This window comes from Ensifer sp. GW823-FHT05D09 (assembly GCF_058795755.1).
In genome coordinates this window covers 270,158-288,444 of sequence record NZ_JBXAIA010000006.1, presented here as the reverse complement: position 1 = coordinate 288,444, position 18,287 = coordinate 270,158, and the positions used below count along the sequence as shown (strand labels likewise).

General features: G+C 62.1%; 19 protein-coding genes. 15 read left to right on the top strand and 4 right to left on the bottom strand.

Annotation, left to right across the window (positions count from 1 at the left end; all coding sequences use genetic code 11):
* The first annotated feature begins 154 nt into the window (after window positions 1–154).
* From AC1Q80_RS19155 to ispG, 4 genes are all read left to right on the top strand, one after another.
* On the top strand, window positions 155–937 hold the full coding sequence (locus AC1Q80_RS19155) for a DeoR/GlpR family DNA-binding transcription regulator (RefSeq protein ID WP_209790390.1): 783 nt from the start codon (window positions 155–157) through the stop codon (window positions 935–937).
* Window positions 934–1,320, top strand: a complete 387-nt coding sequence (locus tag AC1Q80_RS19150) for a VOC family protein (RefSeq protein WP_492361458.1) — start codon at window positions 934–936, stop codon at window positions 1,318–1,320. Before AC1Q80_RS19155 ends, AC1Q80_RS19150 begins: the two co-directional genes overlap by 4 nt.
* 32 nt (window positions 1,321–1,352) lie before the next feature.
* Window positions 1,353–2,537, top strand: coding sequence for an MFS transporter (locus AC1Q80_RS19145; protein ID WP_492361457.1), 1,185 nt, complete (start codon window positions 1,353–1,355; stop codon window positions 2,535–2,537).
* 190 nt (window positions 2,538–2,727) lie between these two features.
* Complete coding sequence (ispG, locus tag AC1Q80_RS19140) at window positions 2,728–3,981, top strand: flavodoxin-dependent (E)-4-hydroxy-3-methylbut-2-enyl-diphosphate synthase (RefSeq protein WP_173418392.1); 1,254 nt, start codon at window positions 2,728–2,730, stop codon at window positions 3,979–3,981.
* Window positions 3,982–4,023: 42 nt separating this feature from the next.
* On the opposite strand, the gene AC1Q80_RS19135 is transcribed toward ispG, so the two are convergent.
* From AC1Q80_RS19135 to AC1Q80_RS19125, 3 genes are all read right to left on the bottom strand, one after another.
* On the bottom strand, window positions 4,024–4,665 hold the full coding sequence (locus tag AC1Q80_RS19135) for a LysE family translocator (protein ID WP_492361456.1): 642 nt from the start codon (window positions 4,663–4,665) through the stop codon (window positions 4,024–4,026).
* Between the two features lie 83 nt (window positions 4,666–4,748).
* The gene (gene hisC, locus AC1Q80_RS19130) at window positions 4,749–5,804 is read right to left on the bottom strand and encodes a histidinol-phosphate transaminase (protein WP_492361455.1); all 1,056 of its coding nucleotides are present in this window, start codon (window positions 5,802–5,804) and stop codon (window positions 4,749–4,751) included.
* A gap of 3 nt (window positions 5,805–5,807) precedes the next feature.
* Window positions 5,808–6,722 carry a polyprenyl synthetase family protein gene (locus AC1Q80_RS19125; RefSeq protein WP_209790395.1) on the bottom strand — a complete coding sequence of 305 codons (915 nt, stop codon included), beginning with the start codon at window positions 6,720–6,722 and terminating at the stop codon, window positions 5,808–5,810.
* Window positions 6,723–6,895: 173 nt separating this feature from the next.
* On the opposite strand from AC1Q80_RS19125, the gene mtgA reads away from it, so the two are divergent.
* From mtgA to AC1Q80_RS19105, 4 genes are all read left to right on the top strand, one after another.
* A complete protein-coding gene (gene mtgA / locus AC1Q80_RS19120; protein ID WP_492361514.1) occupies window positions 6,896–7,642 on the top strand; it encodes a monofunctional biosynthetic peptidoglycan transglycosylase in 747 nt (248 codons plus the stop codon).
* 75 nt (window positions 7,643–7,717) lie between these two features.
* Window positions 7,718–8,365, top strand: coding sequence for a glutathione S-transferase family protein (locus tag AC1Q80_RS19115; protein ID WP_492361513.1), 648 nt, complete (start codon window positions 7,718–7,720; stop codon window positions 8,363–8,365).
* Between the two features lie 159 nt (window positions 8,366–8,524).
* On the top strand, window positions 8,525–8,710 hold the full coding sequence (gene rpmF / locus AC1Q80_RS19110; protein ID WP_025425225.1) for a 50S ribosomal protein L32: 186 nt from the start codon (window positions 8,525–8,527) through the stop codon (window positions 8,708–8,710).
* Between the two features lie 252 nt (window positions 8,711–8,962).
* Complete coding sequence (locus AC1Q80_RS19105; protein ID WP_173418388.1) at window positions 8,963–9,364, top strand: hypothetical protein; 402 nt, start codon at window positions 8,963–8,965, stop codon at window positions 9,362–9,364.
* Between the two features lie 61 nt (window positions 9,365–9,425).
* Here AC1Q80_RS19105 and phaR read toward each other — a convergent pair whose 3' ends face one another.
* Window positions 9,426–10,004, bottom strand: a complete 579-nt coding sequence (gene phaR, locus AC1Q80_RS19100; protein ID WP_077500885.1) for a polyhydroxyalkanoate synthesis repressor PhaR — start codon at window positions 10,002–10,004, stop codon at window positions 9,426–9,428.
* 223 nt (window positions 10,005–10,227) lie between these two features.
* Here phaR and AC1Q80_RS19095 point away from each other — a divergent pair, with 223 nt between their 5' ends.
* From AC1Q80_RS19095 to AC1Q80_RS19065, 7 genes are all read left to right on the top strand, one after another.
* Window positions 10,228–11,409, top strand: coding sequence for an acetyl-CoA C-acetyltransferase (locus tag AC1Q80_RS19095; protein ID WP_173418387.1), 1,182 nt, complete (start codon window positions 10,228–10,230; stop codon window positions 11,407–11,409).
* Window positions 11,410–11,528: 119 nt separating this feature from the next.
* On the top strand, window positions 11,529–11,780 hold the full coding sequence (locus tag AC1Q80_RS19090; RefSeq protein ID WP_492361454.1) for a hypothetical protein: 252 nt from the start codon (window positions 11,529–11,531) through the stop codon (window positions 11,778–11,780).
* Window positions 11,781–11,797: 17 nt separating this feature from the next.
* Window positions 11,798–12,523 carry a beta-ketoacyl-ACP reductase gene (locus AC1Q80_RS19085; protein ID WP_209790397.1) on the top strand — a complete coding sequence of 242 codons (726 nt, stop codon included), beginning with the start codon at window positions 11,798–11,800 and terminating at the stop codon, window positions 12,521–12,523.
* Window positions 12,524–13,226: 703 nt separating this feature from the next.
* Entirely contained in the window at window positions 13,227–16,229 is a 3,003-nt protein-coding gene (locus AC1Q80_RS19080; RefSeq protein WP_492361512.1) for a helicase-related protein, read from the top strand.
* A 7-nt stretch (window positions 16,230–16,236) separates the two neighbouring features.
* Complete coding sequence (locus AC1Q80_RS19075; RefSeq protein ID WP_173418384.1) at window positions 16,237–16,650, top strand: RNA-binding S4 domain-containing protein; 414 nt, start codon at window positions 16,237–16,239, stop codon at window positions 16,648–16,650.
* A 201-nt stretch (window positions 16,651–16,851) separates the two neighbouring features.
* Window positions 16,852–17,190 carry a ferredoxin FdxA gene (gene fdxA / locus AC1Q80_RS19070; RefSeq protein ID WP_025425217.1) on the top strand — a complete coding sequence of 113 codons (339 nt, stop codon included), beginning with the start codon at window positions 16,852–16,854 and terminating at the stop codon, window positions 17,188–17,190.
* Between the two features lie 410 nt (window positions 17,191–17,600).
* Window positions 17,601–18,170, top strand: coding sequence for a CarD family transcriptional regulator (locus AC1Q80_RS19065; RefSeq protein WP_025425216.1), 570 nt, complete (start codon window positions 17,601–17,603; stop codon window positions 18,168–18,170).
* Window positions 18,171–18,287: the final 117 nt, after the last annotated feature.

Here is an 18,287-nt window from a genome sequence, read left to right as displayed (position 1 = left end):
TTTCCCCGGATTGGGAGAATTTTCATCCAAAATGCGCGCCTGTCGCCAAATCTGGCCGTTTTCGATTTTGTCGCGCCGGTGCAGTTGAAATCGCTTTCAAAATTCGCTATGCACATTTTCATCGATTCATGCACGTTTATGCACGATTGGCGAAATGTCGACAGACCTTCTTCTTCGAGAGCGAAAGACACTGATCCAGGAGCGGCTGAAGGCCGATGGCCGGGTGCTGGCCGCAGACCTTGCTGCAGAGTTTCGGGTGTCTGAAGACACGATCCGGCGCGACCTGCGCGAGATGGCGGCAGCGGGCCTCTGCGAACGGGTCTATGGCGGGGCGCTGCCGCTTGCGCCGAGTTCGCTGACCTTGAGCCAGCGCGTGGCGATGGCGCCGGAGCGAAAGGCTGCCCTTGCCCGCGCCTCGGTTGGCTTCATTGCGCCCGATAGCACCGTGTTCCTCGATGCTGGCTCGGCCAACCTCGCCATCGCACAGCTGATCGCGCCGGACCTGAAGGCGACGATCGTTACCAACACGCCGCTGATTGCCGCCGCCCTGATGGAAAAGCCTGAAATCGACCTGATCCTCGTCGGCGGCCCGCTCAACCGTGCCGTCGGTGCGGCCGTCGGCGCGCGGGCGCAGCGCGATATCGAGCAGCTTCGACCTGACCTGTGCATTCTCGGCACCTGCGGCGCCGATGCCGAGGCGGGCCTGACGGCGATCTATTTCGAGGATGCCGAGTTCAAGCGGCTGGTGGCTTCCCGCAGCCGCGCCCTGCTCGTCGCCGTTACCAACGACAAGCTCGGCACGGCCGCCTCCCATACGGTCGTCGGCATCGACCAGGTGACGACGCTGGTGCTGGAGGCAGATGCGCCGGCGCATCACGTGACCGCCTTCGAACGCTCAGGAACGACCATCATCACAGCGGAGGCAAGCGACCGATGAGCATTGCGCATGTGGCTCTTTGGACGAGGGATCTGGAGGCTGTTGCCGCCTTCTGGTCGAGCTTTCTGGGCGCTGGCGTCGGCGAGATCTACGAAAGTCGCCGTCGGCCAGGCTTCCGCTCCCGCTTTCTGACGCTCGGTGACGGGCCGGCGATCGAGATCATGGAGGGCCCCTGGGTGGCGCCGGCCGATCCCCAAGGCACCGAACGCACCGGTCTTGCCCATGTGGCCCTGTCGCTCGGCAGCGAGGCGGCGGTCGACGCGATGGCGGCCCGGGCGGTTGCCGAGGGCATTCTGGTAGCGCCGGCACGGTGGACGGGAGACGGCTTCTACGAGGCGGTGCTTCGCGACCCCGACGGCAATCTGATTGAAATCACCATTTGAGCCGGCGGCTTCCGGCATAGAGGCATAGATCCATGGACCAACGTTCCCCTTCCACTGCCGTTCGGCAAGGTTACATGACCCGAAACCGGCTCGCCGTGTCGCTGCTGTTCCTGATGAACGGTTTCGTCACCGGAAGCTGGGCCCCGAAAATCCCCGAATTCAAGGATCGCCTGGGCATCAGCGAAAGCGTGCTCGGTCTGCTCATCCTGATGTTCGGTATCGGCTCGCTGGTGCTGATGCCGATCGCCGGCGGCTTCATCGCACGGGTCGGCTCGCAGAAGGTGGTCAAGGTCACCGCCATCCTGCTGTCGCCGCTGCTGCTGCTTTTGACGTTGCTGCCGAATGTCTGGGCGGCCGCCGTCGGCATGTTCCTGCTCGGCGGTTTCGTCGGCGCGATGGACGTGGCCATGAATGCCAATGCGGTGGAGGTCGAAAAGTCGATGCGCCGCGCCATCATGTCCTCCTGCCACGCCTATTGGAGCCTCGGCGGCCTGATTGGCGCCGGCATCGGCGGCTTCCTGATGGCGCGTTTCGGCGTCCTGCCGCATGTCCTCGTCGTAACAGTGCTGTCGCTGACGGTCATTGCCATTGCCTGGCCGATGATTCTTGCCGACAAGCCGCACCCGGCAGCCACCAAGGAAAAACTGCGTCTGCCGATGACACCGCTTCCCTGGCTGATCGGCATCATGGCGCTGTTTTCGATGGTGCCGGAGGGAACCGTGCTCGACTGGGGCGCGCTCTACCTGCGCAACGAACTCGGCGCTTCGGTCGAACTGTCGGGCTTCGGCTTTGCCGCCTTCTCGGCGACCATGGCAACCATGCGCTTTGCCGGCGACCATGTGCGCGATCGTTTCGGCGCCAAGCGCACGCTGCGCATCTGCACGGTGACCGCGCTTGTCGGCATGGTGCTCGCAGGTCTTGCGCCCAATGCCTACATTGCCATCCTTGGTTTTGCGATCGCCGGCATCGGCATCTCCAACATGGTGCCGATCGCGTTCTCGGCCGCCGGCAACATGCCGGGCCTGCAGCCGGGCATCGGCCTCTCGGTCGCAACCTTCATGGGCTATTCCGGCATGCTGTTTGCACCGTCGCTGATCGGCTTTGTCGCCGAGCACACCGGCTTTGCGATCATCTTCGCCTCGGTGCCGGTGTTGTTCATCGTCGTGCTCATGCTGTCGCATCACGCGCACCATGCGGACCACGCAAAGGGGCATTGAGGCCGGGCGCGCGCCATCAAATCGCCGTCAGGGCATGATGTCGCCGTTGACAACGATGCTTTCCTCATCCACCTGATGGACGAAAAGCAACAGTGGGATGGGAAGAAATCCAAGCGGTTTCCGCCTGCATCCCGCGCTGAAACGATAAGACCGGGTCACGACGTGTGACCTGGGGGACCAAGAGGCCTTCATGTCTGCCGCCTTCGATTTTGATCCGCAGCCCCGCCGCGCGTCCGTCGCCGTCGATGTCGGCGGGGTCATAGTGGGTGGGGGCGCGCCGGTGGTCGTCCAGTCGATGACCAATACCGACACCGCCGATATCGACGGAACGGTGGCGCAGGTGGCCGCCCTTCACAAGGCCGGCTCGGAGCTGGTTCGCATCACCGTCGACCGCGACGAGAGTGCTGCCGCCGTGCCGAAGATCCGCGAACGGCTCGAGCGCCTCGGCCTCGATGTGCCGCTGGTCGGCGATTTCCACTATATCGGCCACAAACTGCTTGCCGACCATCCGGCCTGCGCCGAGGCGCTGGCGAAGTACCGCATCAATCCGGGCAATGTCGGCTTCAAGGACAAGAAGGACAAGCAGTTCGCCGAGATCGTCGAAATGGCGATCCGCTACGACAAGCCGGTGCGCATCGGCGTCAACTGGGGTTCGCTTGACCAGGAACTTTTGACGCGGCTGATGGACGAGAACCAGGCGAACGGCTTTCCGCTGACGGCCCAAGAGGTGACGCGCGAGACGATCGTGCAGTCGGCGCTGCTGTCGGCCGAGCTTGCCGAAGACATCGGCCTTGCCCGCAACCGCATCATTCTTTCGGCCAAGGTTTCGGGCGTGCAGGACCTGATCGCCGTCTACGCCATGCTGTCGACGCGCTCCGACCATGCGCTGCATCTGGGGCTGACCGAGGCCGGCATGGGCACCAAAGGCATCGTCGCCTCGTCGGCCTCGCTCGGCATTCTCATGCAGCAGGGCATCGGCGACACCATCCGCATTTCGCTGACGCCGGAGCCCGGCGGCGACCGCACCCGCGAGGTGCAGGTGGCGCAGGAACTGCTGCAGGTCATGGGCTTCCGCCAGTTCATTCCCGTCGTTGCCGCTTGTCCCGGATGTGGCCGCACGACCTCGACGGTGTTTCAGGAACTCGCACAGAAGATCCAGGACGACATCCGCCGCAACATGCCGGTCTGGCGCGAGAAATATCCCGGCGTCGAGGGCCTCAAGGTCGCGGTCATGGGCTGCATCGTCAACGGCCCCGGCGAAAGCAAACATGCCGATATCGGCATTTCGCTTCCGGGCACCGGCGAAACGCCCGCGGCTCCCGTCTTCATCGACGGCCAGAAGGCGATGACGCTGCGTGGCCCCAACATCGCCGGCGATTTCGAGACGTTGGTTTCCGACTATATCGAGAAGCGTTACGGCCAGGGTCAGGCCGCGGCCGAGTAAGCGGTCAGAGCCGTTCCCGCCCGGAAGCGTCAAGGTTCAGATCTACAGCCGCGATGTCAGCAGCTTCAAGCCGGCAAAGGCGAAGAAGCCGGCCATCAGGCTTTCGATCAGGCGTTTCGACTTGAGATAGGCGCGGTGCACCGGCGACAGCGAGAACACGAGTGCGAAGCCGCAGAACGTGATCAGGCCAAGCACCATGCAGCCGCCGATGAAGATGGCAGTGACGCCGACGGGCGCACCCTCGGGCATGCCGAGCGAGACCAGCATGATCCAGGAGAAAATCGCCTTCGGATTGGTCAGGTGAATGCCGAGCCCCTTGAGGTAGAGCCGCTTCAGCGAGGTCTGTGCCTTCGCCACGGCGACGATCTCGTTTCTGTCGCTTCGCATGGCTGCGCGCAGCGCATTGTAGGCGAGCCAGAAGAGATAGCAGGCGCCGGCGATCTTCAGCACGATGATCGCGTGGCCATAGGCGCGGATCAGCGCCGAGAGGCCGGAAGCCGTCAGCATCGCCCAGGTATAACTTCCGGTGAGAACGCCCAAAGCGAGCGCAAGGCCGGCCTTGCGCCCCTCGCTGACCGAGGTGGTGATGATCGCCAGGATCGCCGGTCCGGGCGAAGCGGTCGCGATCAGATAGGCTGTCCAGGCGACGAGAAGTTGCGGCAGGTAGGGCGTCGGGTCGAACATGCGAAAAAGCTCCAGCTCGTTCGCCGGAGGCTAGATCAGTTCTTCCTTTGTTTGAAACGGCGAAATGTGACCGTGACAAGATCTCAGAGAATCTCGTCGAGCGCCTCGATCAGCCTTGTGCATTCGGCATCGGTGCCGATGGTGATGCGCAGGAAATCGCCGATCCGCGGTTTGGCGAAATGGCGCACCAGCACGGCGCGCTCACGCAGCGCCTGCATCAGCGTCTCCCCGGAATGGCCGGGATGGCGGGCAAAAACGAAGTTCGCCTCGGAGGGCAGCACCTCGAAACCGCGCTCGGTAAGCTTTTCGGTAAGGCGCTCACGCGATGCGATGATCTTCTCGCGCGTCGCCTCGAACCACGCCTCGTCCTCGATGGCGGCGGTTGCCCCGGCCTGGGCCGGGCGGCCGAGTGGATAGGAATTAAAACTGTCCTTCACCCGCTCCAGCGCCTCGATCAGCGGCCGCTGGCCGATGGCGAAGCCGACGCGTAGGCCGGCAAGCGCGCGGGATTTGGAGAAGGTCTGGACCACCAGCAGGTTTTCGTATTTCGGCACCAGGGCGATCGCCGACTGGCCGCCGAAGTCGATATAGGCTTCGTCGATGACGACGGGCTGATCCGGATGAGCTGCAACGAGCCGCTCGATCTCGGCGAGCGGCAGGCCGATGCCGGTTGGTGCATTCGGGTTCGGCAGGATGATGGCGCCGCAGGGCCTTTCATAGTCGGAGAGGTCGATGCGGAATTGCGCGTCGAGTGGCACTTCGACGGCGTCTATCGCAAACAGCCGGGCGTAGGTCGAGTAGAAGCTGTAGGAGATGTCGGGGTAGAGAAGCGGAGCGTCGTGCTTCAGCAGGCCCGCGAAGATGTGGGCCAGAACCTCGTCCGAACCGTTGCCGACAAAAACCTCGCTGGCGGTGAGGCCGTGACGGGCGGCGATCGTTTCACGCAGGCGAAGTGCCAGCGGATCCGGGTAGAGCCTGAGATCGCCGTTGGCGGCTGCGGTGACGGCGCTCAGAACCTTATCCGACGGACCGTAAGGGCTCTCGTTGGTGTTGAGCTTGACGAGGTTGGCGATGCGCGGCTGTTCGCCCGGCACATAGGGCTTCAGCGTCGAGACGATGGGCGACCAGTATTTGCTCACGGTTCAGTTCCTGCGATTGGCGATGAAGCGGGCAGTTTCGGCAAGGATCGACGAGCGCGCGCCATAGGGTTCGAGCAGCGCTTCGGCCTCCGCCACCAGTTGTTCCAGCCGGGTTTCGGCCCAGGCCTGTCCGTGCAGCGCAACGAGCGTGCCCTTGCCGCGCGCAGCGTCCTTGCCGGTTGCCTTGCCCATGGTCTCGGCGTCGGCCGTCAGGTCGAGCAGGTCGTCGGCAAGCTGGAAGGCGAGGCCGATCTTTTCGCCGAAGCTGCGCAGACGCTGACGGTCGGTGGCGTCGGCACCGGCGACGATCGCGCCCGCTTCGCAGGCAAAGCGCAGCAGCGCGCCTGTTTTCATCGCCTGCAGCGTAACGATGCCGGCTTCATCGGGAGCGGATTTCTCGGCTGCCAGATCAAGCGCCTGCCCGCCTGCCATGCCGCCATGACCGGCAGCGCGCGAAAGCGCCAAAACGAGTGCGGTCTTCTGCACGTCGGCAAGCGGCGTTTCCGGCGAGGCGACGATGTCGAAGGCGAAGGTCAGAAGGCTGTCGCCGGCGAGAATGGCCGTGGCCTCGTCAAAAGCCTTGTGCACGGTCGGCTGGCCGCGCCTGATATCGTCGTCGTCCATCGCCGGCAGGTCGTCGTGAACCAGCGAGTAGCAGTGTACGCATTCGAGCGCCGCACCCACGCGAAGTGCTGCATCGACGCTGCCGCCCAGGAGATCAGCGCATTCGATCACCAGAAACGGCCGCAGCCTCTTGCCGCCGTTGAGCACGCCATGGCGCATCGCGCCGAGCAGGTTTTCTGGCCGAACGATCTCGTCGGGTTCGGTGCTCAAACCCAAAAGGCGTCCAAGCAGCGTCTCGATTGCGAGCGCGTTGCGCTTCAGTCGGGTCTCGAAGGTCGGTGTTTCCTGTCTCATGCTGCGCTCTTTGGCATGCGCGAAAGCCGCTTTCAACGGGCTTTCGTGTCGCGGTAGTGCGCTTTGTCGAGGACAGAGCTGTGAGTGCCTTGCCTTTTGCCAGAAAGCCCGTTCAACTTTGTGAGCCCATGCACTAAGAGAAACGGATGGACAGAGAGGTGGACAGTCAGGCCGTGGACATCGTTCCCGAGGCGCGTGAGGAGGGCGATATGCCCGCCAGTCGCTGGTCGTCCCTCCGTCGGACGTGGCGCCTGCACCGCCGTCGCATCGTTCTTGCCGTTGTCGGCCTCGTGCTTCTGCCCTATGCGCTGATTGCGCTCTACCTCATCGACTTCATTCGTCCGGTCTCGACGCTGATGCTGCGCGACCTCGTGCTGCTGCGCGGCTACGACCGGCAGTGGGTCGAGTTCGACCAGATCGCGCCGGTCTTGGTGCAGTCGGTGATGATGTCCGAGGACGGACAGTTCTGCATCCACGACGGCGTCGACTGGGGCCAGATGCGCGGCGTGGTGCAAGATGCGCTCGAGGGGGAATCGACGCGTGGCGCCAGCACCATCCCGATGCAGACGGTGAAGAACCTGTTTCTCTGGAACGGCCGCTCCTTCGTTCGCAAGGCGATGGAACTGCCGCTCGCCATCGCCGCCGATTTCGTCTGGAGCAAGCAGCGGATGATGGAGATCTATCTGAACGTCGCCGAGTGGGGTGATGGCATCTACGGTATCGAGGCTGCCGCCCGTCATCATTTCGGCGTTTCCGCCGCCAAGCTTTCCAGGCGCCAGGCGGCCCTGCTTGCCGTGTCGCTGCCCAACCCTAGGGAACGCAACGCCGGCAAGCCGGGGCGCGGACTGAAGCGCCTGGCATCGTTGATCGAGCGCCGTGCCAGCCGGTCTGGCGAATACATCACCTGCCTTTATGATTGAGATGACGTCTATTCATTGGTCCTGATGTTCGCCGTGGCCTAAGGGTTACGACCGGATACACAGGGAGACCCAATGATGGACAAGCTCGTTCTCTACGTCGGCAACAAGAACTATTCGTCCTGGTCGCTGCGGCCGTGGCTGGCGCTGGAGGCTGCCGGCATAACCTTCGAGGACGTGGTGATCCCCTTCGATTTCGCCGCCGGAAACCCGAAGCTGCGGGAAATTTCGCCGACCGGTCGCGTGCCGCTTCTCATCCATGGCGACACGAAGATCTGGGAATCGCTGGCGATCATCGAATATGTCGCCGAGCTCTTTCCGGAAGCTGGCGTGTGGCCGTCAGACCAGCAAGACCGGGCGCGGGCGCGCAGCTATGCCTGCGAAATGCTGTCCGGCTTTCGCGCCTTGCGTGGCGCCTGCCCGATGAACATTCGCCGAAAGAAGCAGGCACTGGCTGTCTCCGACGAGGTGCGCGCCGACGTCGCCCGCATCGAGACGATCTGGGCAGAAGCGCTGGCGCGCTCCGGTGGTCCGTTCCTGTTCGGGTCGTTTACGGCTGTTGATGCGATGTACGCGCCTGTGGTTAACCGCTTCGACGTTTACAATCTCGTTCGCGATCCGACGACTTTGGGGTATATCGAACGGATGAAGGCGCACCCGGCGTTCCGGAAATGGGAAGCGGCCGCACGCGCGGAACCGTGGATCGTTGCCGAGGACGAAGTCTGATTCGATCTTCCTCGAGCGAGGAGTCGAAAAATTGCGCTCGGGGACTGGTCAAGTGGCAGTTCGCCATGTATAAGCGCGCCAAATTTCCGTGATTAACATCTGTTTTATACGGCCATTTCGGCTGCTGAACAGTGTTTTGCCCGATAAGTGGAGAATGAAATGGCTGTACCTAAAAGAAAAACGAGCCCGTCCAAGCGTGGCATGCGCCGTTCTGCCGACGCCCTGAAGACGCCGACCTACATCGAAGACAAGAACTCCGGTGAACTGCGTCGTCCGCACCATATCGACCTGAAGACCGGCATGTACCGTGGTCGCCAGGTTCTGACCCCGAAGGAAAGCGCATAAGCGCTGACATTGGCGGACCGAGTTAAAGGGCTGGCTTTGCCAGCCCTTTTCTTTTGCGGGGCCTGACACCGTATCGACGGAGACGTTGGGTTATAGCAATACCGATTGGTCCTGCAGCGCCGCGCGCCCGTTCAGACGGGCAAGGATCGCTGTGTCACTTTGATTTGCTGCACCATGCAGCAAGCAAGCTGGTGATCTCGGGCGTCACGGGGCGCATGGCGATCACGCATCGAAGAGGGAGCGCATTTTTCCATGCTTGCCGCCATTCCATTGCTGATCCTGCCCTTTGCCATCTACAATCTCGCCATGCTCGGCCTCTTCGGCGGCACGGCCGGGCTTGATGCCGGCGTGATGTCGCTGTCGATGCTGTCCGGCGCGACATGGGCGATGAGCTTCGGCGACCTCCTGATCGTCGTGGCCCTGCTTCTGCTTTTCGCGGAAATTCTGAAAGCGACCCGGACCGGCACGCGGGCACTGATGGACCATCTGCTGTCGATGGTGCTGTTCATCGCGTTTCTGGTCGAATTCCTACTGGTTGCGCCTGCGGCCACCCAGATCTTCTTCATCCTGATGACGATCAGCTTCATTGACGTCATCGCCGGTTTCTCCGTGTCGATGCGCACGGCCGGCCGGGATGTCTCGATCGGTCTTTGAAGTGGACTGAGGAGCGTTCACGCCGCGCATCGATGAGGATTGCGGCGTTGTCGCGACTGGCTTAGCCGAGATTGTCGAGCTTGGTCTGAAGGGCGCGCAATTGCTCCTTCAGTTCGTCGATATCCTTGGCTTCCGCCTTCTTGGTCTCCTTGACCGGAGGCGAAGCGATGAACGGCGAAAACATCTGCATCGCCTGATGGAACATCTCGGTGTTGCGGCGAACCTGTTCTTCGACCAGTTGCAGCGGGGCTTGCAGGTTCTTGCCAAGCGGCGTGTCGCCGAAGGCCTTGTTGATCTGCTCGCGCATCTGCACCTGCTGCTCGGTAAAGGCCTGCATCGAGTGCTCGAGATAGCTCGGTACGACCATCTGCATCTGGTCGCCATAGAACGAAATCAGCTGGCGCAGGAACGAGATCGGCAGCAGCGTGTTGCCGGTCTTGGATTCCTGCTCGAAGATGATCTGCGTCAGGACCGAGTGGGTGATGTCTTCGCCTGATTTGGCGTCCTGTACGGTAAATTCGTCGCCCTTCTTCACCATCACTGCCAGGTCGTCGAGCGTGACGTAGGTGCTGGTCCCGGTGTTGTAGAGCCGCCGGTTCGCATATTTCTTGATTACGATCTGGCCGTCATTCTTCGCCATCAGGCTCTCCTCAATTACCCGCGGTCCGTCTTTTTCTACTTTTCAGAGTATCCGCAAACGAACACCGCTGACAATGTCTTTGTGCGATGCGACGACGCAAGTGCGAAATCTCACGGTCGGCGCGCCATGACGGTTTTGCGGCAGTGCATCAAGGCGTTTGACTTGCGCTCCGCGCTTTGCCAGTCTGCTGCCTGACCGCAAGAAAATCTGAGGAAACGTCCCCATGAGCAATCCCTCCATCGTGATCGCCAGCGCGGCCCGTACCGCCGTCGGATCCTTTAACGGTGCCTTTGGCAACACGCCGGCCCACGAGCTTGGCGCCGCCGTCATCAAGGCGGTGCTCGAACGCGCCGGCGTCGAGGCAAGCGACGTCGACGAAGTTATCCTCGGACAGGTGCTGCAGGCAGGCGAAGGCCAGAACCCGGCCCGCCAGGCCGCGATGAAGGCGGGCATTCCGCCGGAAAAAACCGCCTGGGGCATGAACCAGCTCTGCGGTTCGGGCCTGCGCGCCGTCGCGCTCGGCATGCAGCAGATTGCCAACGGCGATGCCGATATCATCATTGCCGGCGGCATGGAGTCCATGTCGATGGCGCCGCATTGCTCGCATCTGCGTGGCGGTGTGAAGATGGGCGACTTCAAGATGGTCGACACGATGATCAAGGACGGCCTGACGGACGCCTTCTACGGCTACCACATGGGCATCACGGCAGAGAATGTCGCGCGCCAGTGGCAGCTCACCCGCGAGGAGCAGGACCAGTTCGCGCTCGCTTCGCAGAACAAGGCCGAGGCCGCCCAGAAGGCCGGCCGCTTCGCCGACGAGATCGTTCCCTTCGTGGTCAAGGGCCGCAAGGGCGACGTCGTCGTCGACCAGGACGAATATATCCGCCACGGCGCCACGCTCGACCAGATGACCAAGCTGCGCCCGGCCTTCGACAAGGAAGGAACAGTGACCGCCGCTAACGCGTCCGGCCTCAATGACGGTGCGGCCGCCACCCTGCTGATGACCGAGGCCGAGGCTGCCAAGCGTGGCATCAAGCCGCTCGCGCGCATCGTTTCCTGGGCAACGGCCGGCGTCGATCCGCAGGTGATGGGAACGGGCCCGATCCCGGCATCGCGCAAGGCGCTTGAGAAGGCCGGTTGGGCAATTGGCGACGTCGAGCTTGTGGAAGCCAACGAAGCCTTCGCGGCCCAGGCCTGCGCAGTCAACAAGGACCTCGGCTGGGATCCGTCGATCGTCAACGTCAACGGCGGCGCGATTGCGATCGGCCATCCGATCGGCGCCTCCGGTGCCCGCGTTCTCAACACGCTGCTGTTCGAGATGAAGCGCCGCGGCGTTTCCAAGGGCCTTGCGACGCTCTGCATCGGCGGCGGCATGGGTGTTGCCATGTGCGTCGAGCGCCTCTGACCGGCCGCCGCATGCGTCATGTCAGCGGATTGATCCTTTCAGTCCCGTTCGTCGCCTCTTCGACGGCTCATGCGTTTGCGGCGTCCTCGCCGTTCGACCAGGAAAAGGTGGTTCAGTGCATGCTGGACCACACGACGGCCGACGACGAAACCGTGTTCAAGAACCTGCTGGTTGCGGCGCTCAACGACGACACCGGCGGCGTCAAATCGCATATCGTGCAGGTGAGCAGCCTGTTGATGAACCTCGCGCTGACCAAGTGCGAGGTCGCAATGTCCATGCTTGCCGATCCGCAGTTTCAGGCCGCAGCCGCGACCTACGGGCAGCATCTGGGCGAAAAATTGATGAAGAAGGCCTTTGATAAACTGAATTAATCAAGCGGGAGGCGAACATGAGCAGGGTAGCATTGGTTACGGGCGGGTCACGCGGCATTGGCGCTGCGATTTCCATCGCGCTGAAGAATGCCGGATACAAGGTTGCTGCCAACTACGCCGGCAATGACGAGAAGGCAGAGGCCTTCAAGGCGGAGACCGGCATCCCGGTCTACAAGTGGGACGTCTCCAACTATCAGTCCTGCGTCGAGGGCATCGCGAAGGTCGAAGCCGACCTCGGACCGGTCGAGGTGCTCGTCAACAACGCCGGCATCACCCGAGACGCCATGTTCCACAAGATGACGCCGGAGCAATGGGGCGAGGTGATCAACACCAACCTGACCGGCCTGTTCAATATGACCCACCCTGTCTGGACGGGCATGCGCGACCGCAGCTTCGGTCGCGTGATCAACATCTCGTCGATCAATGGCCAGAAGGGCCAGATGGGACAGGCGAACTATTCCGCCGCCAAGGCCGGCGATCTCGGCTTTACCAAGGCGCTCTCCCAGGAAGGCGCTGCCAAGGGCATCACCGTCAACGCGATCTGCCCGGGTTACATCGGCACGGAGATGGTGCGGGCGATACCGGAAAAGGTCCTCAACGAGCGGATCATTCCGCAGATCCCGGTCGGTCGCCTCGGCGAGCCGGAGGAAATCGCTCGCTGTGTGGTTTTCCTCGCATCCGACGATGCCGGTTTCATCACCGGCTCGACGATCTCTGCCAACGGCGGACAGTTTTTCGTCTGATCCGCGCGATCGCTCACAATTTCGACGGCGCTCCGACGGGGGCGCCGTTTTGTTTTTCAGCGGCTACCGCAGGCAACGTTGGAAGGTTAACGGCACACAGGAATTCCATCCGAGATTGGGAGAAAAGTGGTCCTGGGCCTGTTGCTCGCCATGGCACTGGATACTATATCTTGTGGAGAACAAAAGTCGAACGTTGGGATGTCAGCGATTCGTCGCCGATTCGTTCCGGCTTTGGTCGATGTGTTAACGCAGCGATTCCCATTCCTTGAATCCGACGAATCAGTCGGATTCTTCGGTTAAAATTTCCTAAACTTTCCAGAGTCTTGGATTCCGAATCCTTTGCCTCTTTTAACGCTTCGGCAGTACAGATTAACGCCTGCCACACGCTCGGCACACCCCGTTGGCGAAGTGATTCAGCATCTGGTGCGACATTGGCAGTTGAAATCTATATGTAGCCGTGAACATACAGTGAATCGACTGGAGTCAGCGATTCGTCGCCGATTCGTTCCGTTGCTGTTCCAGACCTTAATTTCGTACGTCCAGATATGGTGGTGCGGACTGGTTCTGATTTGTCTGGAAATGGTTTTAGTTGTCGGCGCCCCTTGCGTTTGCTGCGGTGCGTGGGCATGTGTTTGCCGCCGGCGCGTAAAGGCGCCTCTTATGTTTCTGAATGCCCGGGATCGATGACGTGTCCGTTCACCCCATGATCCTGAGCGGCCGCGGTGTCACCGCGGTGCTCGGGCCAACCAATACCGGCAAGACGCATTATGCGATCGAGCGCATGATCGCGCACGACAGCGGCGTCATCGGGCTGCCGCTGCGCCTTTTGGCGCGCGAGGTCTATACGCGCCTGGTCGAAAAGGTCGGTCATCACAACGTCGCGCTGATCACCGGCGAGGAAAAGATCACCCCGCACCGTGCCCGCTATTCGGTCTGCACCGTCGAGGCGATGCCGCGCGAGACGACGGCATCTTTCGTCGCCATCGATGAAGTGCAGCTTGCCGGCGATCTCGAGCGTGGCCACATCTTCACCGACCGGCTGCTCTATCTGCGCGGCCGCGGCGAGACGTTGCTGCTCGGGGCTGCAACGATGCGGCCGATCCTCGAGCAGCTGTTGCCGGGCATCACCGTCGTCGAGCGCCCGCGCATGTCCCAGCTGCTCTATGCCGGATCGAAGAAGATCACCCGCCTGCCGCCTCGTACGGCGATCGTCGCCTTCTCGGCCGACGAGGTCTATGCGATCGCCGAGCTGATCCGCCGCCAGCGCGGCGGTGCTGCCGTCGTGCTCGGGGCGCTGTCGCCGCGCACGCGCAACGCCCAGGTCGCGCTCTACCAGGAAGGCGACGTCGAATTTCTGGTGGCGACAGACGCGATCGGCATGGGCCTGAACCTCGATGTGGACCATGTCGCCTTTGCGCAGGACCGCAAGTTCGACGGCTACCAGTTCCGGAACCTCAATCCGGCCGAGCTGGCGCAGATCGCCGGACGCGCCGGGCGGCATCTGCGCGACGGTACCTTTGGCGTCACCGGCCGGGTCGATCCGTTCGACAACGAACTGGTGCACCGCATCGAGGCGCATGAATTCGATCCGCTCAAGGTGCTGCAGTGGCGCACCAAGGCATTCGACTATGCGTCGCTCGCCGCCCTGAAGCGTAGCCTCGATGCCGCGCCGACAATTCCTGGGCTTGCGCGCGCACTACCTGCGGTGGATCAGCAGGCGCTCGAACATTTGTCTCGCTATCCCGAAGTGGCGGATCTCGCGACCACGCCGGACCGGGTCGAGAAATTGTGGGAAGTCTGCGCATTGCCGGATTATCGCCGCATTACACCGGCTCAACACGCCGATCTGATCTCGACGATCTATGCCGATCTCGTTCGTCGCGGTACCGTGAACGAGAATTTCATGGCCGAACAGGTCAGGCGGGCGGATTTTACCGATGGCGAGATCGACACACTTTCGGCGCGAATCGCGCAGATCAGAACCTGGACTTATGTGTCGAACCGGCCCGGTTGGCTTGCCGATCCGACACACTGGCAAGAAAAGACGCGGGAAATTGAAGATCGATTGTCCGACGCACTACATGAACGGTTGACGAAACGCTTTGTTGATCGCAGGACATCTGTGCTCATGAAGCGCCTGAGAGAGAATGCTATGCTGGAAGCTGAAATCAGTGTGAATGGTGACGTCTTCGTTGAAGGCCATCACGTAGGACAACTAACCGGTTTCCGGTTTACGCTGGCGACCGGCGGAGACGGACCGGACGCCAAGGCTGTGCAGGGTGCTGCGCAGAAGGCGCTGGCGCTCGAGTTCGAAGCGCGTGCGGCGCGTCTGCACGCCTCCGGCAATGGCGACCTTGCGCTGTCGTCCGACGGCCTCGTGCGTTGGCTCGGAGATCCCGTGGCCCGGCTGACCGCCAGCGACCACGTCATGCGTCCGCGCGTCATCCTGCTTGCCGACGAGCAGCTGCAGGCCAATGCACGCGAGCATGTCGTCGCCCGTATCGAGCGCTTCGTGAACCATCATATCGGCACCGTGCTGAAGCCGCTCGACGATATCTCGCGCGCCGAGGATCTCGAGGGCCTTGCCAAGGGCCTGGCCTTCCAGCTCGTCGAAAATCTCGGTGTGCTGTTCCGTCGCGACGTCGCCGAGGATGTGAAGTCGCTGGACCAGGACGGCCGCGCTTCGATCCGCAAGTACGGTGTCCGCTTCGGCGCCTACCACATCTTCCTGCCCGCTCTGTTGAAGCCGGCTCCGGCCGAGCTGATCACCCTGCTCTGGGCGTTGAAGAATGACGGCCTCGACAAGGCGGGCTACGGCGACCTGATTCCGATGCTGGCTGCCGGTCGCACGTCTGTTGTCACCGATCCCTCGTTCGAGCGGACCTTCTACAAGCTCGCGGGTTTCCGTTTCCTCGGCAAACGTGCCGTTCGCATCGATATCCTCGAGCGTCTGGCTGATCTCATCCGTCCACTGCTGCAGTGGAAGCCGGGTGCGCAGCCGCGTCCGGAAGGGGCCTATGACGGACGCCGCTTTACCGCGACCACCTCGATGCTCTCCATTCTCGGCGCAACGCCTGACGATATGGAAGAAATCCTCAAGGGTCTTGGCTACCGTGCAGACAGCGTGAAGGCCGAAGACGCAGCCGCGTTCCTGGCAAGCCAGGGCGGCGCTGTCGCCGCTCAGGCAGAGCCTGCTGCCGAAGTGGCTGCCGATCACGACGATGCGGATGCAAGCGCAGACGCCGAGCCGGCGGCCGAAGCAGAGGCATCAGCCTCTGCCGAGCCTGCGGCCGTCGAAGGCGAAGCGGTCGCTGTTCAGGCGCCCGCGGAAGACGGGGCCGAGGCTGTCGAAGCCAAGCCGGTACTCCTCTGGCGTCCAGGCACCCGCCAGGACAACCAGCGTCAGGGTGGCCGTCCTCAGGGCGATCAGCGCCGTGGTGGCGGTCCGCGCCAGGGCCAAGGTCAAGGCGAAGGACGTGAAGGACGCGAAGGCGGCGGCCGCAAGGGCGGTGCACCCGCTCGCGGCAAGCGCCACGACGGCAAGCCCGAGGGTGGCCAGCGGCAGGATCGCCACGATCGTCACGATCGCGGCGGCAAGCCCAACGCTGCCAAGTTCGAAGCCCGGCCGCCGCGCAAGGAGAAGCCTATCGATCCGGATTCGCCCTTTGCCAAGCTTGCTGCTCTCAAGGAGCAGATGAAGAAGTAGGATCGCCATGGAGAAACAGTCAGCGTCCAACCCGGCATCACGCCAGCGTCTCGACAAATGGCTGTTCTTCACGCGCCTCGTGAAGTCCCGCTCGCTCGCCCAGAAGGCGATCGAGGCGGGGCATGTCACCGTCAATGACGAACGGGTCAAGCAATCCTCCGCCCAGGTGAAGGCGGGCGATATGCTGACCCTGTCTCTCGAGCGCCGCGACGTGATCGTGCGCGTGCTTCTGCCCGGCGAGCGCCGCGGTCCTTACGAGGAGGCGCGGTTGCTCTACGAGGACCTGACGCCGAACGAGCCGCGGGAAAAGCTGTCGGCTTTCGACCTGGCGACGCGCGAGCCTGGGGCCGGGCGCCCCACCAAGAAAGAGCGGCGTGAAATCGACCGGCTGAAGCCTGGTTTCAATCCGCTCGACGATTAGAAAACTCTGCCTTCAGCGCGGCGTTTCGCGCATTGAATATTCTTGCAAAGGGTCCATAAAGCCTTTACCTGACAACCCACGTTGGGTGCATCGGTCCTGCTTCGGCAGCTATGCGCGCCGGACATTCCTAGCATGCGCGGACACGAGCATCACCATTGATTGCGGTCTGCCATCAAACGTGAGCATTGGCTGGAGTACCTCATGACGTATGTCGTGACCGACAATTGCATTCGCTGCAAGTACATGGATTGCGTTGAAGTCTGCCCCGTGGACTGCTTCTACGAAGGCGAGAATTTTCTCGTCATTCACCCCGACGAATGCATCGATTGTGGCGTCTGCGAGCCGGAATGTCCCGCCGAGGCCATCAAGCCGGATACCGAGCCGGGCCTTGATATGTGGTTGAAAGTGAACGCTGATTTTGCCACCAAGTGGCCGAACGTCACCATCAAGCGCGATGCGATGCCGGAAGCCAAGGAAATGGACGGGGTCGAGGGCAAGTACGAGAAGTACTTCTCTGCCGAACCCGGCCAGGGCGACTGAGGCGTCCGGTTCCGGCCCGCTGATCGGGCGTGACGGAACCAAGACGGCCCCGGCGTCAAATCTGGGGAAAATCACACTCCGCCCTCGCAGATGCGAGAATGGCGGCTTGATGGCTGCCCTGCAGCAAATTATTGATTTCCGCAGTTTTTTGTGATAGGGTCCTTCTACTGATCCACACAGGGTGTTTTTGCGCGCCCGAAAACCTCACGAAAGCAAACGTTCTCCACACCGCGGCTTTTCTAGATACGCACCGTTGCGTTTCTCTTTTGTGACCGCGTTTGATGGGATTGTTTGCGTTCTTGGACGGACCAGGATGGACCCACCCGGCGGTATCCCCGTCTATCCCGGGCCTCACTGACCCGGCCCCGGCCAACAATGGCCGGGTGCGAAACAGGGAGTTTTTGAAACGAATGACGACCCAGCAGAAAAAATCTTCGACACGCCACGGCTTCAAGACCGGTGAATCGATTGTCTATCCGGCCCATGGCGTCGGACAGATTGTTGCTATCGAGGAGCAGGAAGTTGCCGGCATGAAGCTTGAGCTTTTTGTCATCGATTTCGAAAAGGACAAGATGCGCCTGAAGGTGCCGGTCGCAAAGGCCGTCAGCATCGGCATGCGCAAGCTCTCGGAGACCGATTTCGTCGATCGCGCGTTGAAGGTTGTGCAGGGCAAGGCTCGCGTGAAGCGGACCATGTGGTCGCGCCGCGCACAGGAATACGATGCCAAGATCAACTCCGGCGATCTGATCTCGATCGCAGAGGTTGTGCGCGACCTCTACCGCGCAGAAAACCAGCCGGAACAGTCCTATTCCGAACGCCAGCTCTATGAAGCTGCGCTCGACCGCATGGCGCGCGAAATCGCGGCCGTGAACAAGATGTCGGAGACCGAGGCGGTTCGCCTCGTCGAAGCCAATCTTAACAAGGGTCCGAAGCGAGGCAAGGCGATCGAAGAAGACGACGCACAGGACGAGGCAGCTTAAAGAGCGCCAGTCCTTCCCACCACGACAAGAAAAAGCCCGGCCATCGCGCCGGGCTTTTTCGTTCTCAGCGTTATCGCTCGCAGCTTTCTCGGCCGGGCGAGGGAACTTTTTCCGCCG

Coding starts and splice junctions, on each gene's coding strand:
- AC1Q80_RS19145 (WP_492361457.1), top strand. CDS start 1,353: ATGGACCAACGTTCCCCTTCCACTGCCGTTCGGCAAGGTTACATGACC.
- AC1Q80_RS19125 (WP_209790395.1), bottom strand. CDS start 6,722: ATGAGACAGGAAACACCGACCTTCGAGACCCGACTGAAGCGCAACGCG.
- AC1Q80_RS19090 (WP_492361454.1), top strand. CDS start 11,529: ATGCTGGACCACACGACGGCCGACGACGAAACCGTGTTCAAGAACCTG.
- AC1Q80_RS19075 (WP_173418384.1), top strand. CDS start 16,237: ATGGAGAAACAGTCAGCGTCCAACCCGGCATCACGCCAGCGTCTCGAC.
- AC1Q80_RS19065 (WP_025425216.1), top strand. CDS start 17,601: ATGACGACCCAGCAGAAAAAATCTTCGACACGCCACGGCTTCAAGACC.
- AC1Q80_RS19085 (WP_209790397.1), top strand. CDS start 11,798: ATGAGCAGGGTAGCATTGGTTACGGGCGGGTCACGCGGCATTGGCGCT.
- AC1Q80_RS19155 (WP_209790390.1), top strand. CDS start 155: ATGTCGACAGACCTTCTTCTTCGAGAGCGAAAGACACTGATCCAGGAG.
- fdxA (WP_025425217.1), top strand. CDS start 16,852: ATGACGTATGTCGTGACCGACAATTGCATTCGCTGCAAGTACATGGAT.
- AC1Q80_RS19105 (WP_173418388.1), top strand. CDS start 8,963: ATGCTTGCCGCCATTCCATTGCTGATCCTGCCCTTTGCCATCTACAAT.
- rpmF (WP_025425225.1), top strand. CDS start 8,525: ATGGCTGTACCTAAAAGAAAAACGAGCCCGTCCAAGCGTGGCATGCGC.
- AC1Q80_RS19080 (WP_492361512.1), top strand. CDS start 13,227: ATGATCCTGAGCGGCCGCGGTGTCACCGCGGTGCTCGGGCCAACCAAT.
- phaR (WP_077500885.1), bottom strand. CDS start 10,004: ATGGCGAAGAATGACGGCCAGATCGTAATCAAGAAATATGCGAACCGG.
- AC1Q80_RS19115 (WP_492361513.1), top strand. CDS start 7,718: ATGGACAAGCTCGTTCTCTACGTCGGCAACAAGAACTATTCGTCCTGG.
- AC1Q80_RS19095 (WP_173418387.1), top strand. CDS start 10,228: ATGAGCAATCCCTCCATCGTGATCGCCAGCGCGGCCCGTACCGCCGTC.
- ispG (WP_173418392.1), top strand. CDS start 2,728: ATGTCTGCCGCCTTCGATTTTGATCCGCAGCCCCGCCGCGCGTCCGTC.
- AC1Q80_RS19135 (WP_492361456.1), bottom strand. CDS start 4,665: ATGTTCGACCCGACGCCCTACCTGCCGCAACTTCTCGTCGCCTGGACA.
- AC1Q80_RS19150 (WP_492361458.1), top strand. CDS start 934: ATGAGCATTGCGCATGTGGCTCTTTGGACGAGGGATCTGGAGGCTGTT.